The organism is Candidatus Symbiopectobacterium sp. NZEC135 (assembly GCF_025962695.1).
The window spans coordinates 1-1,395 of sequence record NZ_JAGFPF010000452.1; the positions used below are offsets into that span (position 1 = coordinate 1).

Here is a 1,395-nt window from a genome sequence, read left to right on the forward strand (position 1 = left end):
CTCGATCGCATCTGGACCAACGGACACCGTTACATGAAAGCCGGTGTCATGCTGAGCGATTTTTACAGCCAGGGCACGGCCCAGCTTAATTTGTTCGACACCAACCAACCGCAAGCCAATAGCGCGACGCTTATGCAGGTTATTGATCAGGTAAATACCTCAGGAAAAGGGGCGATATGGTTCGCCGGACAAGGCATTCAGCAGCCCTGGGCGATGAAGCGCAACATGTTGTCACCTGCGTATACCACCCGGTTTGCCGACTTGCCGATTGCAAAGTAGACGACAGCACTCACCAGCATGGCACGCACAACCCACTGCGGTAGAAACACGGCGCGATTATTGCGTCACCATATCCATGACCGGCGTCAGTAATTTATTTTTTCGGTTACGACGTAAAAAACTCAGGTATATCGATTTATTGATTTTCTGCTTTAGCGGAATAGTCACTACATGCTCACGTTTATATAAATCAACAATTGAGCTGGAAAATAGCGCAATGCCCGCATTGCTCTCAACCATATCCATCACAATATCGATCTGGCTACACTCTTTATACTGTCTGGGCTTAATACCCGCCAGAGAAAATGCCGTTGAAATAATAGAATATGCCCCCGTATCCTTTTGCGGCAAAATAACGTTTTCATGCGCCAAGTCTGACAAACCTATCTCCGATTTCGACGCCAGCGCGTGCTGTGGCGGCAACACCGCGACAACGTGATCTTCCAGCACGAGATGATGATCCAGCAGACCATCGTCAAGCTCCTCTTGTGACGGGGTACCGAACGCCGCCAGCAACGTTGTATTTTTCACTTTTTCAATCAGGGCATGGCTGGAGCCGTCGACAAAGGAGTAATTAATATTTTTGGCGGTCTGATTTAATGCCAGGAAGTTTTTAAAAAAATCCATACGCCCGACAGGCGGAATAACGCCGATAAAAGCATGATCTAATGTCCCCTGCTCCTGATGAGCATCGACGATCGCCATTAACTGATCGAATTCATCGACAATGCGCTCACAGCGCTGCGCAAAAATAGCACCAAATTCCGTCAGTGAAAAAGTGCGTGTCGTGCGGTTGATTAATTTGATGTTGATCTCTTGTTCTAATTTTGTAATTGAGTGTGTTAAGTTCGATTGTGAAATATTTAACATAATCGCGCTCTTGGTAAAACTGCCAACTTTACTAAGAACCTGAAAATGAATGATATTTTTAATATTCAACATGAAATGAAAAACCTTTTTTATCGAAATTATTAATAAATGATATCCATTATTTCAAAAAAAATAATGTGAGGCTAATCCCACTATCCTGATCGCTGTTCCGCAACTATAGCCGCCATCAATTTATCGGCGAACAGGAGTAACAATGCTTCAAAATAATTATGACGTTGTGGTGAT

At 44.4% G+C, this 1,395-nt stretch carries 2 protein-coding genes; one reads left to right on the forward strand and one right to left on the reverse strand.

What is annotated here, in order from left to right:
- On the forward strand, positions 1-279 hold a 279-nt coding region (locus J5224_RS27795), incomplete at its 5' end, for a DUF4113 domain-containing protein (RefSeq protein ID WP_264628358.1).
- Between the two features lie 57 nt (positions 280-336).
- Here J5224_RS27795 and J5224_RS27800 read toward each other — a convergent pair.
- Positions 337-1,221, reverse strand: a complete 885-nt coding sequence (locus J5224_RS27800; RefSeq protein ID WP_264628359.1) for a LysR family transcriptional regulator — start codon at positions 1,219-1,221, stop codon at positions 337-339.
- Positions 1,222-1,395: the final 174 nt, after the last annotated feature.